This is a genomic window from Ectothiorhodospira sp. PHS-1 (genome assembly GCF_000225005.1).
GTDB lineage: Bacteria > Pseudomonadota > Gammaproteobacteria > Ectothiorhodospirales > Ectothiorhodospiraceae > Ectothiorhodospira.
On sequence record NZ_AGBG01000005.1, the window covers coordinates 89,595 to 103,560 of the forward strand.

Annotated in this window: 18 protein-coding genes; 6 read left to right on the top strand and 12 right to left on the bottom strand. The window is 63.9% G+C overall.

Going from position 1 to position 13,966, the window contains the following annotated elements; genetic code table 11:
* Positions 1 to 31: 31 nt before the first annotated feature.
* The 6 genes from ECTPHS_RS03465 to alaC all read right to left on the bottom strand — a co-directional run bounded on the left by ECTPHS_RS03465 (position 32) and on the right by alaC (position 5,039).
* Positions 32 to 385 carry an MCP four helix bundle domain-containing protein gene (locus ECTPHS_RS03465; RefSeq protein WP_008931295.1) on the bottom strand — a complete coding sequence of 118 codons (354 nt, stop codon included), beginning with the start codon at positions 383 to 385 and terminating at the stop codon, positions 32 to 34.
* A gap of 34 nt (positions 386 to 419) precedes the next feature.
* Positions 420 to 923 (bottom strand): chemotaxis protein CheW, encoded by a 504-nt coding sequence (locus ECTPHS_RS03470; RefSeq protein WP_008931296.1) that lies wholly within the window; start codon positions 921 to 923, stop codon positions 420 to 422.
* Positions 916 to 1,695, bottom strand: coding sequence for a chemotaxis protein CheW (locus ECTPHS_RS15090; protein WP_008931297.1), 780 nt, complete (start codon positions 1,693 to 1,695; stop codon positions 916 to 918). Before ECTPHS_RS15090 ends, ECTPHS_RS03470 begins: the two co-directional genes overlap by 8 nt.
* Complete coding sequence (locus tag ECTPHS_RS13875; protein WP_008931298.1) at positions 1,650 to 3,206, bottom strand: Hpt domain-containing protein; 1,557 nt, start codon at positions 3,204 to 3,206, stop codon at positions 1,650 to 1,652. The genes ECTPHS_RS15090 and ECTPHS_RS13875 overlap by 46 nt, the downstream gene beginning before the upstream one ends.
* A 67-nt stretch (positions 3,207 to 3,273) precedes the next feature.
* Positions 3,274 to 3,639, bottom strand: coding sequence for a response regulator (locus ECTPHS_RS03480; protein ID WP_008931299.1), 366 nt, complete (start codon positions 3,637 to 3,639; stop codon positions 3,274 to 3,276).
* A 194-nt stretch (positions 3,640 to 3,833) separates the two neighbouring features.
* Positions 3,834 to 5,039, bottom strand: coding sequence for an alanine transaminase (gene alaC, locus ECTPHS_RS03485; RefSeq protein WP_008931300.1), 1,206 nt, complete (start codon positions 5,037 to 5,039; stop codon positions 3,834 to 3,836).
* Positions 5,040 to 5,177: 138 nt separating this feature from the next.
* On the opposite strand from alaC, the gene ECTPHS_RS03490 reads away from it, so the two are divergent.
* On the top strand, positions 5,178 to 5,558 hold the full coding sequence (locus ECTPHS_RS03490; RefSeq protein WP_040404996.1) for an Mth938-like domain-containing protein: 381 nt from the start codon (positions 5,178 to 5,180) through the stop codon (positions 5,556 to 5,558).
* Positions 5,559 to 5,576: 18 nt separating this feature from the next.
* On the opposite strand, the gene rpoS is transcribed toward ECTPHS_RS03490, so the two are convergent.
* The 5 genes from rpoS to surE are packed head-to-tail and all read right to left on the bottom strand — an operon-like array spanning position 5,577 to position 9,560.
* Positions 5,577 to 6,605 carry an RNA polymerase sigma factor RpoS gene (rpoS, locus tag ECTPHS_RS03495; protein WP_008931302.1) on the bottom strand — a complete coding sequence of 343 codons (1,029 nt, stop codon included), beginning with the start codon at positions 6,603 to 6,605 and terminating at the stop codon, positions 5,577 to 5,579.
* Between the two features lie 34 nt (positions 6,606 to 6,639).
* Entirely contained in the window at positions 6,640 to 7,554 is a 915-nt protein-coding gene (locus ECTPHS_RS03500) for a peptidoglycan DD-metalloendopeptidase family protein (protein ID WP_008931303.1), read from the bottom strand.
* Positions 7,555 to 7,564: 10 nt separating this feature from the next.
* Positions 7,565 to 8,149: a YqaA family protein gene (locus ECTPHS_RS03505; protein ID WP_008931304.1), complete on the bottom strand. Its 585-nt coding sequence runs from the start codon at positions 8,147 to 8,149 to the stop codon at positions 7,565 to 7,567.
* Positions 8,146 to 8,811 (bottom strand): protein-L-isoaspartate(D-aspartate) O-methyltransferase, encoded by a 666-nt coding sequence (locus ECTPHS_RS03510; protein WP_008931305.1) that lies wholly within the window; start codon positions 8,809 to 8,811, stop codon positions 8,146 to 8,148. The genes ECTPHS_RS03505 and ECTPHS_RS03510 overlap by 4 nt, the downstream gene beginning before the upstream one ends.
* Positions 8,808 to 9,560, bottom strand: a complete 753-nt coding sequence (surE, locus tag ECTPHS_RS03515; RefSeq protein ID WP_008931306.1) for a 5'/3'-nucleotidase SurE — start codon at positions 9,558 to 9,560, stop codon at positions 8,808 to 8,810. The genes ECTPHS_RS03510 and surE overlap by 4 nt, the downstream gene beginning before the upstream one ends.
* Positions 9,561 to 9,697: 137 nt before the next feature.
* On the opposite strand from surE, the gene ECTPHS_RS03520 reads away from it, so the two are divergent.
* From ECTPHS_RS03520 to tsaB, 5 genes are all read left to right on the top strand, one after another.
* On the top strand, positions 9,698 to 10,240 hold the full coding sequence (locus tag ECTPHS_RS03520) for a Smr/MutS family protein (protein ID WP_008931307.1): 543 nt from the start codon (positions 9,698 to 9,700) through the stop codon (positions 10,238 to 10,240).
* Between the two features lie 128 nt (positions 10,241 to 10,368).
* A complete protein-coding gene (locus ECTPHS_RS03525; RefSeq protein ID WP_040404999.1) occupies positions 10,369 to 10,953 on the top strand; it encodes a DUF3365 domain-containing protein in 585 nt (194 codons plus the stop codon).
* Between the two features lie 4 nt (positions 10,954 to 10,957).
* A complete protein-coding gene (locus ECTPHS_RS03530; RefSeq protein ID WP_083838745.1) occupies positions 10,958 to 11,731 on the top strand; it encodes a Crp/Fnr family transcriptional regulator in 774 nt (257 codons plus the stop codon).
* Position 11,732: 1 nt separating this feature from the next.
* Entirely contained in the window at positions 11,733 to 12,212 is a 480-nt protein-coding gene (locus ECTPHS_RS03535) for a PAS domain-containing protein (RefSeq protein WP_008931310.1), read from the top strand.
* On the top strand, positions 12,209 to 12,901 hold the full coding sequence (gene tsaB / locus ECTPHS_RS03540; RefSeq protein ID WP_008931311.1) for a tRNA (adenosine(37)-N6)-threonylcarbamoyltransferase complex dimerization subunit type 1 TsaB: 693 nt from the start codon (positions 12,209 to 12,211) through the stop codon (positions 12,899 to 12,901). The genes ECTPHS_RS03535 and tsaB overlap by 4 nt, the downstream gene beginning before the upstream one ends.
* Before the next feature lie 28 nt (positions 12,902 to 12,929).
* On the opposite strand, the gene truD is transcribed toward tsaB, so the two are convergent.
* Complete coding sequence (gene truD / locus ECTPHS_RS03545; protein WP_008931312.1) at positions 12,930 to 13,961, bottom strand: tRNA pseudouridine(13) synthase TruD; 1,032 nt, start codon at positions 13,959 to 13,961, stop codon at positions 12,930 to 12,932.
* Between the last annotated feature and the right edge of the window lie 5 nt (positions 13,962 to 13,966).

The following is a 13,966-nucleotide window of genomic DNA, read 5'->3' on the forward strand; positions in this document are numbered from 1 at the left end:
GATACTCTCCGCTGAGCCGGGTGAAGACCCGCTACCCTTCCTCCGTCATTCGGGGAATACTGCTGATCTCGTTCCAGTTGCGATCGATGATCTCCCAGGAGCGCGCCCGCTGGCTGGCGATGCTGCGCAGGGCCGTCTTGTCCGTATAGGCTTCATCCTGGATCAGGACTTCCACCGTCTGAGCACGGATCACCATGCGCTCGGTATTGAGATTGCTCAGAGCCCGGATGGAGGGCAATCGATTGTCGCGGATCTGCTGTGAATAATTGGCCCAGCTGCTGAAGCCCAGGTAGGCCTCGTAGGCGGCGTAGCCCAGGGCCAGGATCAGCACCCCACCGAGAAAACCGATCTTGATCCCTGCTGAAAGATTGTCGAACCAGCGCATGTGCGTATCCTCTACCGGTTTCTGAGCAAAATGACTAGACCGAGCCGGACTGGACCTGATCCACCAGCCCCATCTCGCCACTGCTCATGAGTTTTTCGATATCCACCATGATCACCATACGGTCGTCCAGCGTGGCCAGTCCGTCGATATAGGCGGTGTCCAGAATGGCACCGAATTCAGGCGCGGGACGGATCTGCTCGGACTTGAGGGCGATGACATCGGAAACACCGTCCACCACCATGCCCACCACCCGGCCGCTGATGTTGAGGATGATCACCACCGTGAACTGGTTGTACTCGGCCACCCCCAGATGGAACTTCAGGCGCATGTCGATGATCGGCACGATCACCCCGCGCATGTTGATCACGCCCTTGATGAAGTCGGGGGAATTGGCGATCTTCGTGACGGCATCGTAGCCGCGAATCTCCTGGACATTGAGAATGTCGATGCCGTACTCCTCGTCCCCCAGAGTGAAGGTCAAATATTCTCGACGGTCATCGCCGCTGATGCCCGCCCTGTCCTTCGGTGTCTCAGTCATGTGCCTGCTCCCGTGCCTCGGGGATTGCCGTTGAAAACCCGAACTTGCGATTGAGGCGCATCAGTTCGTCCACATCCAGGATCAGGGCAACCCTTCCATCGCCCATGATGGTGGCCCCGGACACCCCTTCCACCTTGCGATAATTGGTTTCCAGACTCTTGATCACGACCTGATGCTGGGCCATCAGCTCATCCACCAGCAGCGCTGCCCGACCCTCGTTGGTATCCACGATCACCACGATGCCCTCTTCCAGGGCGGTCCTGCGCCTGCCACGGGAAAAGAGTCGGTCCAGCTCCACCAGGGGCAGGTAATCCCCGCCCACCTGGAAAACGCGGCCCTTGCCCGATATGGTCTTCGCCTGCTCGCGCCGGGGCTGGACCGACTCGCGGATGGCGGTCAGCGGCAGGATGAAGATCTCGTCTCCCATTCGCACCGACATGCCGTCCAGAATCGCCAGGGTCAGGGGCAGCCGGATCACGATGCGAGTGCCCTTGCCCGGTTCGGAGTCGATCTCCACCCGACCATTCATCTGCTCGATGTTCCGACGCACCACATCCATGCCCACGCCGCGGCCGGAGATGTCGGTCACCTGCTCCGCGGTGGAGAAGCCCGGGGCAAAGATGAGCTGCCAGACCTCCTTCGGGGACGGGTTATCGGGCAGGGGAACGCCCTTCTCCGCGGCCTTGGACAGCAACTTGTCCCGACTGAGTCCAGCACCGTCGTCGCTCACCTCCACCACGATGTTGCCGCCCTGATGGCTGGCACGAAGCACGATCTGGCCGGTTTCTGACTTGCCGGCGGCCAGGCGCTGGGCCGGGGGTTCGATGCGTGGTCAATGCTGTTGCGCACCAGGTGATTCAATGGATCAGCCAGTCGCTCGATCAGACCCTTGTCCAGCTCGGTATCCTCTCCCACCAGCTTGAGGTTGACCTTCTTTTGCAGGGAAGCGGCCGTATCGCGCACCACCCGGGGAAACCGATTGAAGACGAAACTGATGGGCATCATGCGGATGGACATGACGGCCTGCTGAAGATCCCGCGAATTGCGCTCAAGATTGGACAGGCCGTTGAAGATGGACTGATGGCTGACCGGGTCCAGGCCCGACACCGACTCCGCCAGCATGGCATGGGAGATCACCAGCTCTCCCACCAGATTGATGAGCTGGTCCACTTTTTCCACGCTGACCCGGATGGAGGCATCACCGGCGGGCATCCGCCGCGCTGGAGGCTGACGTCCCTCTTCCGGGGGGGAACCGGTGCCGCCGGGAGGCGGTGTTGAGGGTGCCCGGTTGTCCGCGACGGGGGCCTGCCCCGGTGTTCCGGGCGCATCATCGAAGAAGCCAAAGCCCTGGGCGGCCTCCCCCTGCTCCCGTGCCGCCAGTTCCGCAACCTGGACCATCCCCGGACTACCGCCGAACAGACCATATCCGGGATGCTCCTGATCCAGCGCCTGCACCGCTCCCGGCGCATCTTCGAACAGGCCAAATCCCGGCTCCTCATCCGCGACCGACGCCGCGTCGGCGGAAATGTCGGGCAATGGTTCAAAAAAACCGTAACCGGGATCTTCATCCGCCGCCGGGGAATGATCCAGGACTTCCACCTGTACGCCGGCGGCATCACACACAAAGTCCAGCAATTCCACGATCTGGTCATGGGAGACCGGGGCGGTCAGTTGCCAGCACAGGGTATCCGCATCCGCCGTCCGGGATTCGAGATTCCCCAGCTCGCCCAGGGCCGACACCAGTCCATCCAGCGACGTATCCGGCGTGAGTCCCGCCTGCGCCCGATGAATCCGGATCAGCCAGACCCGGCAGTCCTGTTCAGCCCCGCCCACAGTGATATCGCCCTCCTCTTGCGGCGACACGTCCCGGATGCCCGCCGGCAAGGGCGGGGCTGCGTCCGCCGCGGGTGCTGCCTGATCCGGGCCGACCACGGAGAGTCTTTCCAGTCTGCCACAGACCTCGGCGATGCGGGGATCTTCATAAATCCCCCCTTCCTGATGGGCCACCAGCTGGGCCTTGAGCACGTCACCGGCATCCAGAAAGGCATCCACCATGGCGGTGGTCGGCTGCAGCTCCTGCTTGCGCAGGCGGTCCAGCAGCGTCTCCAGCACATGGGTCACCTGAGCCATATCGGTAAAACCAAAAGTACCGGCCCCGCCCTTGATGGAGTGGGCGGCACGAAAGATGGCGTTGAGCATCTCCTTGTCGACCGACGTCACGTCCAGCTCCAGGAGCAGGCTTTCCATTTCGCTCAGGTGCTCGGCGGCCTCGTCGAAAAACACCTGATAAAACTAGCTCATGTCGATGGTCATGCCGCTTGTCCCCGCACGGGTTGTGGAGCCTCCTGATTCAGCCGATGACCTTGCGAACGACCTCCAGCAACTTCTGGGGATCAAACGGCTTGACCAGCCACCCCGTCGCGCCGGCGGCACGTCCCTGGGCCTTCATGGCGTCCCCTGACTCGGTGGTCAGCATGAGGATGGGAGTCGTCTTGTACTGAGGCAGTCCTCGCAGAGCCTTGATCAGGCTGATGCCATCCATGCGCGGCATGTTCTGATCGGTGAAGACCAGATCGAACCGACCCGCACGGGCCTTGTCGAGTCCGTCCTGACCATCCACGGCTTCGGTGACGGCATAACCCGCCCCCTTGAGCGTGAAGGTCACCATCTGACGAATCGAGGCGGAATCATCCACCGTGAGGATCGTTTTGGGCATTGGCATACTTCTCCTTATCTCTTACCCGTCATCATCGGCCCGGATTGAACATTCTTGAGCCTTGAAGGCCCCATTCCGGATACATCCTAAATTCAATCTAAAAAGACCGGTAGTCGGAATGTGACGAACTGCGCAAAAAAGGGGCGACCCGAAGGTCACCCCTTTCACAAATCCCGGCCGGCGGGGCCGTATTTTCAGTTGCTGCGCTCGGCCTCGGCCCTGGCATCGGCCCGGAACATGGCCTTGATCCCACGCAAGGCCTGGCGAGTCCGGTGCTCGTTTTCGATCAGGCCGAAGCGAACATGGGTATCGCCGTAGGTGCCGAAACCGATCCCCGGGGAGACCGCCACCTTGGCATCCCGCAACAGCTTCTTGCAGAACTCCAGAGATCCCATGTGCCGATACTGTTCGGGGATGGGCGCCCACACGAACATGGTGGCCTTGGGCTTTTCCACCGGCCAGCCCAGGGCATTGAGGCCGTCGCAGAGCACATCCCGGCGCACCCGATAGAGCTGCCGGATTTCCTCGACGCACTCCTGGGGACCTTCCAGGGCGGTGATGGCCGCCACCTGGATCGGGGTGAAGGTACCGTAGTCCAGGTAGGACTTGATCCGCCCCAGGGCGGACACCAGGGTGGGATTGCCGCACATGAAACCCACCCGCCAGCCGGGCATGTTATAGGTCTTGGAGAGGGTGTAAAACTCCACCGCCAGATCCTTGGCGCCGGGCACCTGCAGGATGGAAGGCGCCTTGTAGCCGTCGAACACGATCTCGGCATAGGCCAGGTCGTGGACCACCCAGATCTTGTGTTCCCGGGCAATGGCCACCACCTTCTCGAAGAACTCCAGTTCCACGCACTGGGTGGTGGGGTTGGCGGGAAAATTCAGGATCAGCATCTTGGGACGCGGCCAGGAATCCTGGATGGCCCGCTCCAGTTCCGCAAAGAAGTCCACATCCGGGGTCAACGGAACATGGCGGATATCGGCGCCGGCAATGACACAGCCGTAGGGGTGAATGGGATAGGCCGGATTGGGCACCAGCACCGCGTCACCCGGTCCCAGAGTCGCCAGCGCCAGATGGGCCAGGCCTTCCTTGGAACCGATGGTGACAATGGACTCGGTTTCCGGATCCAGATCCACATCGTAGGTGTCCTTGTACCAGCGGCAGATGGCCCGACGCAGGCGGGGGATGCCCTTGGACATGGAATAGCGGTGGGTGTCGCCGCGCCGGGATGCCTCGACCAGCTTTTCAACGATGTGATCCGGGGTGGGCTGATCCGGATTCCCCATGCCGAAATCAATCACATCCTCGCCTCTGGCACGGGCCTTGGCCTTCAGGTCGTTGACGATGCTGAAGACATAGGGGGGAAGGCGCTTGATTCTCGGAAACTCTTCGATCACAGGGGTAATCCGCGTTGCAGAAGGGAATGAAAGAGAAGACTGCAGATGAACCGGAAACGATACTGGGCACCCGAAAGGCTGTCAATCAGGGGCGGGCCGCACTTGCCTTGACGGCATCGCGGCGTTAGCTTCGACCGCATGAAGATGACACGCGAATACGGTGACGGCCGGCACGTGATCACGGCCCACGACGCCACCTGGGTGCAGGTCAACCAGACCCGCTACGAAGACAGCCTGGTGGTCCTGCCCCATGCCCTCATCCTGGACTGGGGGATCGAACAGCCGGATACACTGACGGCGGCCGCCCTGGAACCCATTCTGACACACACGCCGGAGATCATCCTGCTGGGAACCGGTCCGCTGCTGAAGTTCCCGCCCCGGGATATCCTGCGTCTGTTCCGGGATCGCGGCATCGGCCTGGAAGTCATGGACACCCCGGCCGCCTGCCGTACCTACAACGTCATCATGAACGAAGGGCGGCGGGTGGCCGCCGCCCTGATGCTGCCGGGGCATGGATGACGCCCGCCGCAGGGCGCTTCAGTTCTGCAGCAGCGTCTCTTCGGAAAACCCCCGGCTTTCCAGGATCTTGCGCAGACGCTTCAAGGCATCCATCTGGATCTGCCGGACCCGTTCCCGGGTGACGCCCAGTTCAAGCCCCACCTGCTCCAGGGTGCTGCGCTCGAAGCCATGCAACCCGAAGCGGCGCACGATCACTTCCCGCTGTTTTTCATCCAGTTCCATCAGCCACTCGTCCACATAGTGGACTACGTCCTCGTCCTGGATCAGTTCCGAGGGCTCCGGGGTCTGCTCGTCGGGAATCACATCCAGCAGGGGACGGTCGCTCTCCTTGCCGATGGGCAGGTCCACTGACGTCACCCGCTCCGACAGTGCCAGCATCTTCTTCACATCCTGCACCGGTTTGTCCAGGTGTCTGGCCACTTCTTCCGCCGTCGGCTCGTGGTCCAGTTCCTGAGCCAGTTGGCGAGAGGCCCGCAGGTAGACGTTCAGTTCCTTGATGACGTGGATGGGCAAGCGAATGGTGCGTGTCTGATTCATGATCGCACGCTCGATGGTCTGACGGATCCACCAGGTGGCGTAGGTGGAAAAGCGGAACCCCCGTTCCGGATCAAACTTTTCCACGGCGCGGATCAGACCCAGGTTGCCCTCTTCGATAAGATCCAGCAGGGCCAGGCCGCAATTCATGTAACGGCGGGCAATCTTGACCACCAGACGCAGATTGCATTCGATCATCTTGCGCCGACCGTACTCGTCCCCCTGCTGAGCGAGGCGGGAGTAATGGACTTCTTCCTCCGGTGTCAGAAGGGGCGAGAACTCGATCTCGCTCAGATAGATCCGGGTGGCATCCATGTCACCCTTGGGAACTGCGCCAGCGGCGAAGACCACGGGTTCCCCGTCGTCCTCCGACTCATCGACCGACTCTGTCTCATCCGGCAGGGATGCCGACGACTCCTGCCCCTCCGGATCCAGCGGACCATCCCTGACATCCTCCTCCAGTTTCTCCTCCACATCCTCGTACACGGGGTTCTCGTCTCGCCTTTTGGGCATGTGACCTCCTGTGCGGGGCTGCCACGCCCCTTGATTATCGGCCCGGCATATGGCGCAGAGGATCTACCGGCTTGCCGTCCTCGCGAATTTCGAAATGCAGCATGGGACGATCCGTACCGGTATCTCCCAGCAAGGCAATCTGCTGCCCCGCAGATACCATGGCGCCTTCATTTACAAGGATTTTTTCATTATGGCCGTAAGCACTTAAGTAACTGTCGTTATGCTTGATGATGATAAGCTTTCCATATCCGACAAGTCCACTGCCGCTGTAGACCACCCGACCCGGGGCCGCGGCACGCACCGGCTGGCCCCGCTGACCGGCGATGGCAATCCCTTTCTTCCCGGTTCCCTGGGCATCGAATCGACGAATGACCTGCCCTTCGGTGGGCCACTGCCACACCAGGGGACCGGTGGCCGCCGGGGCGGAGGTGGGAGTGGCCGGCTCACGCACCGGCTGGGCCACGGGGGCCGGCCGGGGTGGCGTGGAACTGGCCGGTGAAGACGGCCGCGGCGTCGGGGCCGGAGAGGATGAAGTCGGGGGCGGAACCGATGCGGTGGGAGCGGGACGCGTGGCGGGAGGCGCGGAAGCGGAAGCCGGCGCCGGCGTGGCCGCCCGCGGCGGCGGCTCGGTCCGGGTTTCCCGGGGCGTCGCGGCCGTGGTCCTCGGCGCCGGCGTGGCGGCCGGTGTCGGTGCCGATGCCGTCCTGGATTGCCCCGGCGGTGGATTCATCCGCAGGCGCTGACCGGGATAGATGGTGTAAGGCTCCCTGATCCCGTTCCAGCGGGCCAGTTCCTGCCATTCCAGGCCATAGCGCCAGGCGATGGAATAGAGGGTTTCATGCTGGCGCACGGTATAGGTGCCGGAACGGAACGCCGGCTCTTCGGGCTTGATGACGGCACAGCCCGATACCAGCAGTAACAGCAGCAGAATGAGTGCCAGTCCCTTCACCGTGTCTTGTTCATCCCAGCCATTGATAGAGGGCAACCGCCAGCAGCAGGCAGACCACCGTCAGCCATCCCAGCCATTCGATATAGGGCCGCAATTTTGGTTCCACCCGGGGTCCCAGCCAGCTGATCAGCAAGGCCACGGCAAAGAACCGCGCCCCCCGCCCCAGGAACGAGGCAATGATGAAGGGCAGCAGGGCCATGGACAGGGCACCGGCAGTGATGGTGAACAGCTTATAGGGAATGGGCGAGAACCCGGCCACCAGCACCACCCACACCCCCCAGACGGTAAACCATTCCTGGGCCAGCGACAGCTCTTCCCCATACCCGGCATTGACGATCACCGGCTCGAGCATGCCGAAGGCCAGATAGCCGAGCATATAGCCCAGCACCCCGCCCAATACCGAGAACAGGGTGGTGATGAAGGCCAGATACAGGCCCTGATGGGGTCTGGCCGCCGCCATCGGGGCCAGCATCACATCCGGCGGCACCGGAAAGAAGGACGACTCGGCAAAGGACAAGGCCGCCAGATAGCGTGGGGCATGGCGGTGGCGGGACCAGCCCATGACCCGATCATAGAGTGGACCGAACAGCCTCATGGCACCTCTCCCGGCAGCAGGGGCACGAAACTCACCGGCCCCAGTTCATCCTTCACGAACGCCTTGCTGGTACGGGTGATGCGCACCAGAGACTGGGTCTCGTTCTCTCCCCCCACCGGGGCCAGCAGTCTCCCGCCCACCTTGAGCTGCAACAACAGGGCCTCGGGCAATTGCCGGGGCGCCGCGGTGAGCAGGATGCCGTCATAGGGCGCATGCTCCGGCCAGCCCTGGGTGCCGTCGGTGTGGCGCAGGCTGACATTGTGCAGACGCATGCTGCTGAGCACCTCCCGGGCACGACGCTGCAGGGGCCGGACCCGTTCCAGGCTGACCACGCGCCCCACCAGCTGGGCCAGGACCGCCGCCTGATACCCGGACCCGGTACCCACCTCCAGCACCAGCTCCGGCACCCCCTCTTCCAGCAGGGCCTCGGTCATCCGGGCCACGATATAGGGCTGGGAAATGGTCTGGCCGAAACCAATGGGCAGGGCCGTGTTCTCATAGGCACGATGGGCCAGTGCTTCATCCACGAACAGGTGTCGCGGGGTGGAGCGCATCACTTCCAGTACCCGTGGGTCGCGGATGCCCAGTTCCAGCAGCCGGCGGGCCAGCCGATCCCGGGCGCGCTGGGAGGTCATGCCGATTCCCGCAAGATCGTGGTTCAAGCCCGCTCTCCCGTCAGCCAGCGACTCACCACATCCATGGCATCGTAACGGGTCAGGTCCACCTGGATCGGCGTGACGGAGACATATCCGGAACGGATGGCATGAAAATCCGTGCCAGGTCCGGCATCCTGTTCCGGCCCTGCGGGGCCGACCCAATAAATGGGACGTCCCCTGGGATCGGCGGAACGGGTCACCGGCTCCGCCTTGTGACGGTGGCCCAGGCGGGTGGCCTGAAAACCGCGGATCTCATCCCAGGGCAGGTTCGGAACATTCACATTGAGGATGGTGTCGGACAGCAACGGCATGTTGCGCAACCGTTCCAGCAGCTCCAGCACGGCCCGGGCGGCGGAATCGAAGTGCTGACAGGGATACCCGGCCAGGGAGACGGCGATGGCCGGCAAGCCGAGAAAACGACCTTCCATGGCGGCGGCCACGGTGCCTGAATAGAGCACGTCATCCCCCAGGTTGGCGCCCGCGTTGATGCCCGAGATCACCATGTCCGGCTCTTCCGCCAACAGGCCGGTGATGGCCAGATGGACACAGTCCGTCGGCGTGCCGTCCACCCGCACGTCGCCGTTGTCGAGGATTTCAGGCCGCAACGGACGAGACAGGGTGAGGGAGTTACTGGCACCACTGCGATCACGGTCCGGTGCCACCACATGGACATCGGCACAGGTTCTGAGGGCCTTGGCCAGCAGTTGCAGGCCCGGCGCGTGGACACCATCATCGTTACTGAGCAGTATGCGCATATCGAGTCACTTTGAAGTCAAGCGGTTAATATACTGGAAAGCCTGTCCCCGGCGCATGTCCGGCGCATCTTTCCGACCGACAAACCCAGGCAGCCGACACCCGTCCTGACTCAAGCCACCGGCAACGGATTCCTGACATGCCGCCTTCCGATTCGAAGGATGATGACTTTGACCTCTTCCGCCAGGCCGTCGGCCCGGTGGCGCCCGTGCACACCGACCGGGCCATGCTGCAGCCACGGCGGCCGCCGCCTCGCCCCCGTCAGACCGAGGCCGAACATCGCCGTGCCCTGGAGGACATGATCGATGATCCCTTTCAGGTCACCGACATCCAGCCCGGCGACGAACTCATCTACATGCGCGAAGGTCTGCAGCGCCAGGTATTCAAGAAGCTGCGGCGGGGCCATTACCGGATCGGGGCGGAACTGGACCTGCACGGCATGACGGCCCGCGAAGCCCATGAAGAGATGGTGCTGTTCCTGTCCGCCGCCAGGGAGCGACGCCTGCGCTGTGTCCGCATCATCCACGGCAAGGGCCTGCGCTCCAGCAACCGGGGTCCGGTACTCAAGAGCCGGGTGGCCCACTGGCTGCAACAGCGCGCGGAGGTTCTGGCCTTCTGCTCCGCCCGACCCGCGGACGGTGGTACCGGTGCCGTACTGGTGCTGCTCCGAGTCAGCGAGTGAGGATCGCTAAAAGCCCCGGAAAAGGCATCTTTACGATAGCCAGGGAAGTTCCATACCATGCTAGTATGAAAAGCATGAGAAAGACCCATGGTTAGGCCATATCCGCCGTGTTGCCCGGGGGGAATGACATGAAACGATATCCATTGACCACACTGGCGGTCCTGCTGCTCGGTATCGGCAGCATGGGTCTGTCGGCCCAGGAGTCCATCCCGGATACCCAGTCCCGGGTCGATGCCGGCCGCGCCGCCGTGCAGCATTTCGGCGGCAGTCTGCAAGGGGAACTCAAACAGGCACTCGAGAGCGGCGGCCCCCTGCACGCGATTGAGGTCTGCAGCCAGCGGGCCGGAGAGATATCCCGGGATGTATCCACCGACCGGCGGCTGGAGATCGGCCGTACCAGTCTCAGGATCCGCAATCCCGAGAATGCCCCGGACGCCTGGGAGCGGCTGGTCCTGGAATCCTTCGAGGCCAGACTGGCGGCCGGGGAATCCCCTCAGACCATGGAATTCTACGAAATCTATCAGCGCGGGGAAGTGCGTGAGTTCCGGTACATGCGTGCCATCCCCGTCGGCGAGGCCTGCCTGACCTGCCACGGTCAGGAGATCCGCTATGACGTGGAACATGCCCTGCTGCGCATGTATCCCGACGACCAGGCCCGCGGCTATGAAGAAGGCCAGATAAGGGGAGCGTTCACCGTTGTCCAACCCATGTGATCCGATGCCGGGCAATGAAGACCCGGCGATGCCCCATCGGCGGCGCAAGCATGCCCTGCCGGGTCGTCCCGTGGCGCCCCGAATGGACAACGACTGCCGTCGCTGCCCGGTCAGGGATGTCAGCCTGTTCGGCGACCTGCCGGACGAGGTGGTGTTCAGTCTCAACAACCCGGCGGAACACCTGGACCTGCCCGCGGGCCATGTCCTCTACCGGGAAGGTGCCGCGGCCAACGCGGCCTTCACCCTCAAGGACGGGGTGATCAAGCTCACCCGCACCGCCGTGAACGGTCGCGACCAGATCCTGCGCCTGCTGACCCGGGGAGACGTGATGGGGGCTGAAGCCCTGATGGGCCTTGCCTACAACCACACGGCCACCACCCTGACCCCGGTCCAGGTCTGCCGCCTGCCGCTGCCGGTGCTCAAGCAGCTGCAGGCGGAACATCCCACCCTGAACCATGCCCTGCTGGCCCGCTGGGCAGTGGCCCTTCAGCAGGTGGAAAACCTGGCCCTGGAACTGGGCACCAAAAAGGCCAGCGAACGACTCGCCACCTTCCTGCTTTACTGGCGGGCCAAGAACGGCCACTACCCCAGCATGCCCCTGCCGCTGTCCCGCACCGAGACCGGTGAACTGCTGGGCCTCACGGTGGAGACCGTCAGCCGGTTCTTCGCCGACTGGAAACGACGGGGTTATCTGTCCGAAAAGGCGGGCATCATCCATCTCCACAACCTGGAAGCCCTGGAGACCCTGAGCGGCTCGGAATCCCTCTCCCGGATCTGACATGGCACGCGAACGTCTGATTGATCCCGCCCTGCTCACCCTGGCGGTGGACGCCTGCAATGACGGCGTGACCATTGCCGAGCGGGAGGGCGAGGACACCATCCTGATCTACGTGAACGAAGGCTTTGAACGGCTGACCGGTTATCGCGCCGATGAGATTCTGTACCAGGACTGTCGTTTCCTGCAGAACGATGATCGGGATCAGACCGCCCTGGCGCAAATCCGCGACGCCATGGAACGGGGCATCCCCTGCCGGGTGCGGTTGCGCAACTACCGCAAGGACGGCAGCCTGTTCTGGAACGAACTGAGCATCACCCCGGTATTCAATGACGAGGACCGGCTGACCTACTACATCGGCATCCAGAAGGACATCACCGACCAGGTGGAGGCCGAGCAGGCCCTGGAAACCGCCCGCCGGGAACTGAGCCGACTCGGTGCCCTGCCCCGGACCCACAACCACCCCGATGAAACCCCCGAATGAAACTGCTGGCCATTGAAACCGCCACCGAGGCCTGTTCCGCCGCCCTGCTCCTGGACCGGGATGTCTGGGTCCGTTTCGAGGTGGAACCCCGCGCTCATGCCCGCCTGATCCTGCCCATGATGGAAGGGCTGCTGGCGGAGGCGGGCCTGTCCCTGGGGCAGCTGGATGCCCTGGCCTTCGGCCGGGGGCCGGGGGCCTTTACCGGGGTCAGGATCGCCGTCGGGGTGATCCAGGGTGCCGCCTTTGCCGCCGATCTGCCGGTAGTGCCCATCTCCACCCTGGCGGCACTGGCCCAGCAGGGTCTGGATGAAGGGGCGGACCAGGTACTGGCCGCCCTGGATGCGCGCATGGGAGAAGTCTACTGGGGCGCCTTCCGGGGAGACGAGGACGGCCTGGCCGTCGCAGCAGGCGAGGAACGGGTCTGCCCCCCCGAGGATGCCCCCCTGCCGGAATGGCGGGGCTGGCTTGGGGTGGGCCATGGCTGGTCAGCCCACGAGACGGTGCTGACCAGCCGCTTCGGGGACTGCCTGAGCGGAAGGCCGATGCCGGACGCCCTGCCCAGTGCCGCCGAGGTGGCCCGGCTTGCCGCCCGGGATTTCACCCGGGGCCGGGCGGTCCCGGCGGAATCGGCCCTGCCGGTGTACCTGCGCAACCGGGTGGCGGAAAAACCCCGGCATCAGGCCCTCTGACGGCCTGGCATCCGTTACGGATTTCCCCTCACCCCTCTCCACCGTCGGCCCCGGTGTCGGCGAAGACCTCGACCAGGGTGGTGGCAAAGGCGCCGGCGGGCAGCGTGAAACCCAGTCGCAGGGTCTGTTCCTCCTCCCACTCCCAGGTCAGCGCCTGTGGGCGGATACGCAGGGCACGCCGTTCCTGGGTCAGACCCGCCGCCTCCAGCCCTCGGGCCAGAACCGGCACGGTCGCCACGACATCAGACTCCAGCGCCGCCACCGCCCCCGTCGTCGCCGGATCGCCCCGACCCCACAAGGGACCGGTCACATGCAGGGCCTGGGCCGCCAGCCGCTCGGGTACCGTGGGATCGTCTTCTTGGTAAATAAAGAAGCTGCCCCGTCCATCCAACTGCAGGGCATCACCGGGCAGGGCATGATCCCAGGTCCCATCCTCAAGTCGGGCCGCCAGGACGCGGTTGAAGATCTCCGAACGGGCCGCGGACAGGTAGATCCCCCGCAGCTTCTGGTCGCGTACCTGCAGGGTGCCCTGGAACAGGGCCTCGGCCCTGGCGATATTGCCGCCGTCACGACCAAAGCGTTGGGCACCGAAAAAGTTGGGCACCCCTCGCTGCTGCATCATCGCCAGCCTGGCCTGTGCCGCGTCCCGATCCCCCTCGCAGTGGCGTAGCACCAGCAGGAACCGGTTGCCCTGCAGGTGGCCGGTCTGGAGCTTGCGACGATGTCTTCGTGCCTCCAGGATCTCCACCTCCGGCGGCAGGTGTTCGGACCAGATCGGCGCCTCCCGACCCGGCAGGTGGACGCTGAACCACTGGGTGGTCACCGCATGGCGGTCCTTGCGGCCCGCATACCCGACAGCACGGCGCGGCACACCGGCGATGCGTCCCAGCAGGGCGGCGACGGTATCGGTATTCATGCCCCGCTTGCGGATGCTGAGCCAGACATGCTCACCCTCCCCCTCGGGCAGGGTCGCGGGGATCTCCTCCACCAGGAAGTCTTCGGGCCGATGGCGCAGGATGGCCGTCAGGGGACGGGCAAGGGGGGTGTGAAAGGAGGTCATCAGGG

Coding starts and splice junctions, on each gene's coding strand:
- ECTPHS_RS03490 (WP_040404996.1), top strand. CDS start 5,178: ATGAAGATGACACGCGAATACGGTGACGGCCGGCACGTGATCACGGCC.
- ECTPHS_RS03525 (WP_040404999.1), top strand. CDS start 10,369: ATGAAACGATATCCATTGACCACACTGGCGGTCCTGCTGCTCGGTATC.
- ECTPHS_RS03520 (WP_008931307.1), top strand. CDS start 9,698: ATGCCGCCTTCCGATTCGAAGGATGATGACTTTGACCTCTTCCGCCAG.
- ECTPHS_RS03480 (WP_008931299.1), bottom strand. CDS start 3,639: ATGCCCAAAACGATCCTCACGGTGGATGATTCCGCCTCGATTCGTCAG.
- ECTPHS_RS03470 (WP_008931296.1), bottom strand. CDS start 923: ATGACTGAGACACCGAAGGACAGGGCGGGCATCAGCGGCGATGACCGT.
- ECTPHS_RS03535 (WP_008931310.1), top strand. CDS start 11,733: ATGGCACGCGAACGTCTGATTGATCCCGCCCTGCTCACCCTGGCGGTG.
- ECTPHS_RS03505 (WP_008931304.1), bottom strand. CDS start 8,149: ATGAGGCTGTTCGGTCCACTCTATGATCGGGTCATGGGCTGGTCCCGC.
- rpoS (WP_008931302.1), bottom strand. CDS start 6,605: ATGCCCAAAAGGCGAGACGAGAACCCCGTGTACGAGGATGTGGAGGAG.
- tsaB (WP_008931311.1), top strand. CDS start 12,209: ATGAAACTGCTGGCCATTGAAACCGCCACCGAGGCCTGTTCCGCCGCC.
- ECTPHS_RS03530 (WP_083838745.1), top strand. CDS start 10,958: ATGCCGGGCAATGAAGACCCGGCGATGCCCCATCGGCGGCGCAAGCAT.
- truD (WP_008931312.1), bottom strand. CDS start 13,961: ATGACCTCCTTTCACACCCCCCTTGCCCGTCCCCTGACGGCCATCCTG.
- surE (WP_008931306.1), bottom strand. CDS start 9,560: ATGCGCATACTGCTCAGTAACGATGATGGTGTCCACGCGCCGGGCCTG.
- ECTPHS_RS03465 (WP_008931295.1), bottom strand. CDS start 385: ATGCGCTGGTTCGACAATCTTTCAGCAGGGATCAAGATCGGTTTTCTC.